This is a genomic window from Chloroflexota bacterium (assembly GCA_009840355.1).
Classification (GTDB): Bacteria; Chloroflexota; Dehalococcoidia; order Lucifugimonadales; family JADFKI01; genus Bin90.
In genome coordinates this window covers 1-5,179 of sequence record VXNZ01000057.1, presented here as the reverse complement: position 1 = coordinate 5,179, position 5,179 = coordinate 1, and the positions used below count along the sequence as shown (strand labels likewise).

Sequence of the window (5,179 nt, the reverse complement as noted above, 5' to 3'; positions counted from 1 at the left end):
AGTGTCCGGCTGCAAATTTCGCCGACAAGCACCAATAGGTCATTACATCGTTGACTTCGTATGCTTCGAGAACAGACTTGTCATAGAAGTTGACGGCGGACAGCACCAACAGTCAGCAAGCTACGATGCCGCGCGCACTGCCTGGCTGGAGCGCGAAGGCTTCAGAGTGATAAGGTTCTGGAACAATCAGGTGTTGCAAGAGACGGATTCCGTGCGAGAAGCGATATTCATAGATGTTCAGCGGCTTTCATCCCCATCCTATCAGTCAATTTCTGGATTCCTGCCTTCGCAAGAATGACGATCTGGAGATTGACTGCATTTGTGAATTCGTCTCAGTAATTGGGTATATACCCTACAATCTGACGACCATCTGCACCTGACTTGACGGCTTCATCAGCGACTCGAACGCAGATTGTATGTCATCGAGCGGCAGGAAGTTAGTGTCGCCCAACATGGGATCAACATTCACCAAGCCCGCGCGCATTAGCTCTAGCGAGATGCGCCAGTCTTCCGGCGCGGTGCCGAACGACGCTTGCAGCTTCACTTCACGCGCCATCCAGTCGGGCGTTACCAGCGGCGTAGGCTCCCACGCGATAGCCACCAGCACCACCTGCCCGCCGCGCGCCACGATATTCAGCGCGCTGTCGAGCGTGGACGGATTCGGCACAGCCGCGCACTCGAACACGATGTCCGGCCCCTTGCCGTCCGTCAGTTTCACGAGCCGCTCCTCCACATTCTCAGTGAACGGGTTGATGACCGCGTCCGCACCAAGCCTGCGGGCAGCCTCCGCGCGCGCCGGCGCCGGCTCGGAGACGAACACCGACGTCGCGCCTGCCGCCCGCGCGGTCTGCATGCAGAACAGGCCGATAGGTCCGGCGCCCATCACCAGCACGCTGTCGCCGAGCTTCAGCTGCGACAGGCGCACCGCATGCACCGTAACGGCGCACGGCTCGGCGAGTGCCGCTTCTTCGTCCGACACGCCGTCCGGTATCGGCACCGGCTCCCAGTCTTCCAGCAGCACATACTCAGCGTACGCGCGAGTCTTCGCGCCTTCGGGGAAGCCCATTGTGCGGTAGTTATAGCGCGGGTCGAAGCGCGCGCCCGTGCGCACATAGCCCGGCGGAGGATTGCCGCCGCCGCCCACGACGCGATCGCCGACCTGCCAGCGCGTAACGCCCTCGCCGACTTCCGTAACCGTGCCGCAGTATTCGTGTCCCATCACCGTGCCCGGCGGCGCGACATCGTACATGAACGCATGCACATCCGTGCCGCACACGGCGCAATACCTCACGCGAATCACCACCTCGCCCGGTCCTGCAGTCGGCGTGACAATCTCCTCTACTTCAAGACGGCGCTCTCCCTTATAGACGGCTGCTCGCATAGTTACCCTCCTTGCGTCGCATGTCGCTTGTCGTCTGCGCGGCTTACCTGTGATTCTCCCAATGCCCCTTGATCATTATTGTGATCGTTATTGTTCCGCTTGTTCCCTTCCCGCCCCTCCTAACCTACCCTCTACGGGAAAAGGGACATAAGGCGATTATAGAACAAACACGAATAGACAGGATGACCGGGCGCTGCTTCAACAGCATATCCCTTACATCCTGTCCATACAAGTCAGCAGTATTCGGTTGTCTTGCGAAAGCCTAGTCGTCGCTTACGCCGTTCGCCGCGAGGAAGTCGATCGCCGCCTGCACGGTGGTGATTCCCTCGGCGTCTTCGTCCGAGATTTCAATGGTCGTGTCGTCATCGCTGAACTCTTCTTCAAAAGCCATGATGAGTTCGACCAAGTCGAGCGAGTCTGCCATCAGGTCCTCCATGAAGGACGCTTCCGGCAATACCTCGGCCTCATCGACGCTGAGCTTGTCGGCGACGATTGTCTGAACCCGTTCCATTACGGTTGCCACTTCTGATACCTCCGCGGTTTTCAGTGATGATTTTCCTGTATCAAATTTGTCGGTATTCTTGGCACGTACTGATTATCGAATCGTCATTCCTGCGAAAGCAGGAATCCAGCACCGTTATGGGCAGGTCCGATTTGCATTATCAGCACTTATAGAGAACACTAATTTGTCAGGCAATTTGCGCCTGTCCGCAATGTGCCTGTTCACAGCGTTACCGGCTCGACGCCCTCATCACGCTGCCCAGTACGCCGTTGATGAAGCGCGGCGCGCTGTCTCCGCCGTACGCCTTCGCCAGTTCCACCGCCTCGTTGACGGCGACTCTCGGCGGCGTGTCCTGCGACAGCATTATCTCGTAGATTGCCATTCGCAGGATGTTCCTGTCCACCACCGCCATCTGCTCGATTGGCCAGTGCGGCGCGAACTCGGCTATCATGTTATCTATTTTCGCCGCGTTTGAAGAGATGCCGTCCAGCAGCCCGCGCGCGAACTCCGAGTCCCGGCGCGACAATGCCGCATCGGACAGCCGTTCAGAGAGCACATCGGCCGCGCTGTGTTCCACCGTGTCGGCTTCGTACAGCGCCTGCATGACCAGCGCCCGCGTTCTGCGCCGGACCGCTATGCCCCGTGCAGTAATCCCCCGTGCGTTAGATGCCGTGTCTGCCTTCGCCTCTCGCCGGAGCGCGACTACTTCTGCCACGAACCTAGTTCCTGCTCAGCTTCAGGATGGATTCCAAATCGCCGACTGCGGTAATCTGCGAGCGCCGCGATATGCGCTTGACCATGCCGGATAGCGCCTTGCCCGGTCCGACTTCGATGAACTCGTTGACGCCGGAGTCCACCATATAGTCCACGGTGCGCTTCCACTGCACGCAGCCGCAAATCTGCGCGATAAGCTCGCGCTTCACGTCCTCTGCCGAATTAAGCGGCTGCGCGTCGCAGTTGCCGACAATTGGAATCTGAGGGGCGTGGAACTGCACGCTGTTGATGGCTTGGATAAGCCCTGCGCGCGCCGGTTCCATCAGCCCTGAGTGGAACGCGCCGCCTACGCGCAGCGGTATGGCTTTCTTCGCGCCGCGAGCCGTGGCGAGGTCGCACGCCCGCGCGACACCGAGCTTGTCGCCGCTGATGACAATCTGCTCTGCCGTGTTGATGTTGGACACGTATGTGCCTGTCTCCACTGCAATCTGCTCGAGCGTCATCTCGTCCAGCCCGATGATAGCCGCCATCGTGCCGGGGTTCTGGTCGCATGCGACTTGCATCAGTTCGCCGCGCCGCTGCACCAGAAACGCCGTGTCGCCGACATCAAGCACGCCGGATACCGCCAGCGCGGTGTATTCGCCGAGGCTGTGGCCTGCGGTCATAGCGGGCTGCGGCATATCGTCGCCGAGCCGTTCCTGCATAGTCTTCATGCACGCGAGGCTCACCGCCATGATGCCCGGCTGCGCGTTGATGGTCTGTCGCAAAGTGTCTTCGGGCCCGTTGAACATAATGTCCGAAAGCGAGCGTCCCAGCGCGTCGTCAACCTGCGCGAACACTTCGCGCGCCGCCGGCGACTCGTCGTAGAGCTGCTTTCCCATACCTACGGCTTGCGCGCCCTGTCCGGGGAACAAAAAGCCCATCTTCGCGCCCTGTGTCTGAGGCATAAAGCTGAGAGTCATCTGTCCATCTCCTGAGTAAAAGTTTCAAGCATTCAAGCCTGCCGGCACTAAGGCATTAAGCCGACTCTAGACAACAAAATGGACAGTATGCGAGAAAATACATCCTCCATCCGTCCGATAAGATTGAAACTATTCAAAATTAGAACCTGTGGCATTAGAACCTGTGGCTATGGTCCGGCCGTTGTAATATCCGCAAACCGGGCACGCCCTGTGCGGCAACTGCATCTCGGGGCACTGCGGGCACCGCGTAAGTGTCAACGGTTTCATCCCGAAGTGCGCCTTCCGTCCCCCCTGACGACCCTTCGAGTGCTTCTTCTTTGGCAGTGGTGGCATTTTTCGTCCTTTGAGTTCGTCGGTCTTTCATTCGGTCGGCTTATCAGCGTCCGGCGCTCTGACAGAAAGAGATGCTGATAGCGTAATCAATTGTAGTTAGGCTCTTGCGGCGATGCGAACGCCAGCAGCGCCCCCCATCGCGGATCCCTAATAACATTGTCACAGGAACAGTCAGTATCGTTCAGGTCAGCTCCGCAAGTCAAGCACAGACCCTTGCAATCCTCTCGACAAACCGGCTTGAACGGCATGCTAAAGCCGAAGTATTGCCGAACAGCCTCGCTCAGGTCTAGTGTGTGCGTGCGGTCGATGTAGAAGTTATCCGCCATATCGTCCGGAATGTTCAGGATCGCGCCGGTATTGACATCCGCTTCGGGCAGATACTCCTCCTCGATGTCCATCCGCACGAGTTGTTCCATCTCGCTGGCGCAGCGGCTGCACTCGCAGTCGAAATATGTTGACAATTGCGCGCTCAGCCAAATACCGGCATCCGTGCGCAGCATCGACACCGTGCCGGAGATATGCGTCATCGGCGCGCCTTCCCGCACGCTCGCGAAGTCGTTCACTTCATACAATCGGGAAGAGCCATTCGAGTCCTTCAGCAACTGCGAAACATTGAAATACATCCATTTCACCTCCGCAGCGCACAATCCTACGACATTCTAGGTCATTAAAACCGAATTGTAGCGAGAAACGCAGCATTGTGTCAAGTTTCACGAATGAAAATAGGACGATTTCACAAAACCTCAATGTCGTCATCCCGCGCCGTCTTTACCATTCTGCACCGTTCTCGTCATCCCGCGCCGTTCTTGCCGTGCCGTTCTTGCCGCGCTCTCCTTGTCATCCCGCGCCTCCTTGTCATCCCGAACCTAATCCCATCTTGTCATCCCGAACCTACTCCCTCCTTGTCATTTCGAACGCAGTGAGGAATCTGAAGCATATCCTCGCAAAGGCAAGGATCGTCGCAAGCAAACCCGTTTTCCGACTTTACGACGAACGGGCTTTGCTATTTCGACCGTCCGAATGGAAACGCTTTCATCCCATATCTAAGGTCTTTCGATTATTCATGCAAGGTCTTTCAATGATTCAGGTCATTGTGATTATTCAGGTATTATTCATCTCATTTCGAGCGAAGCGATAAATCTAAACGCCTTTACTACGGACAGGCTTATTTCCACACAGCGATTTTAGACCCTTCACTTCGTTCAAAGTGACAACCGAAATGCCCTGAATCCACAAGACAATTTCAAAAGTCCCTTCCCCCTCGATGGGGGAAGGTTAGGATGGGGG

At 57.2% G+C, this 5,179-nt stretch carries 7 protein-coding genes; 1 reads left to right on the top strand and 6 read right to left on the bottom strand.

The features are described 5' to 3' along the window. Nucleotides 1-298: endonuclease domain-containing protein (locus F4X57_15185; GenBank protein ID MYC08490.1), on the top strand; the 298-nt coding region annotated here is incomplete at its 5' end. A 54-nt stretch (nucleotides 299-352) separates the two neighbouring features. Here the strand turns inward: F4X57_15185 and F4X57_15180 are convergent. From F4X57_15180 to F4X57_15155, 6 genes are all read right to left on the bottom strand, one after another. Beyond that, nucleotides 353-1,381, bottom strand: coding sequence for a zinc-binding dehydrogenase (locus tag F4X57_15180; GenBank protein ID MYC08489.1), 1,029 nt, complete (start codon nucleotides 1,379-1,381; stop codon nucleotides 353-355). 262 nt (nucleotides 1,382-1,643) lie between these two features. After that, nucleotides 1,644-1,904 carry an acyl carrier protein gene (gene acpP, locus F4X57_15175; GenBank protein MYC08488.1) on the bottom strand — a complete coding sequence of 87 codons (261 nt, stop codon included), beginning with the start codon at nucleotides 1,902-1,904 and terminating at the stop codon, nucleotides 1,644-1,646. A gap of 208 nt (nucleotides 1,905-2,112) precedes the next feature. Next, complete coding sequence (nusB, locus tag F4X57_15170; protein MYC08487.1) at nucleotides 2,113-2,598, bottom strand: transcription antitermination factor NusB; 486 nt, start codon at nucleotides 2,596-2,598, stop codon at nucleotides 2,113-2,115. A gap of 4 nt (nucleotides 2,599-2,602) precedes the next feature. Next, nucleotides 2,603-3,559 carry an ACP S-malonyltransferase gene (fabD, locus tag F4X57_15165; protein ID MYC08486.1) on the bottom strand — a complete coding sequence of 319 codons (957 nt, stop codon included), beginning with the start codon at nucleotides 3,557-3,559 and terminating at the stop codon, nucleotides 2,603-2,605. 129 nt (nucleotides 3,560-3,688) lie between these two features. Next, nucleotides 3,689-3,892, bottom strand: coding sequence for a 50S ribosomal protein L32 (locus F4X57_15160; protein MYC08485.1), 204 nt, complete (start codon nucleotides 3,890-3,892; stop codon nucleotides 3,689-3,691). Nucleotides 3,893-3,978: 86 nt separating this feature from the next. Then, on the bottom strand, nucleotides 3,979-4,515 hold the full coding sequence (locus tag F4X57_15155; protein MYC08484.1) for a DUF177 domain-containing protein: 537 nt from the start codon (nucleotides 4,513-4,515) through the stop codon (nucleotides 3,979-3,981). Nucleotides 4,516-5,179 lie beyond the last annotated feature (664 nt).